The following is a 255-nucleotide window of genomic DNA, read 5'->3' as shown; positions in this document are numbered from 1 at the left end:
GGAGGCTGTAGGTGAGCATCTGAAGGTGCCAGTGACGACTGGCACCCTCAGAATCACGTACCTCGCAGTCTCCTAGGCCTAAATCCTGCTTCGAGTCCTCGAAAAACGTCTCTATTCGCCATCTGTACGAATAGCTCCGAATGATATGGGCTGAAGGCGCGTCAATCTTGTTTGTTGCAAGGTACTTGACAGGGTTCTCCTCGTCCTCGTCAGTCACCTTCTCGGCGATCACTAGCCGAACCTCACCTAATTTCG

General features: G+C 52.5%; 1 protein-coding gene. It reads right to left on the bottom strand.

The genetic code is table 11. The features are described 5' to 3' along the window. Positions 1-255: transposase (locus tag O2S87_RS19135; protein WP_475410257.1), on the bottom strand; the 255-nt coding region annotated here is incomplete at both ends.

The sequence above is a fragment of the Halohasta sp. A2 genome (genome assembly GCF_056175805.1).
This window is presented reverse-complemented; position numbering and strand designations above follow the sequence as displayed.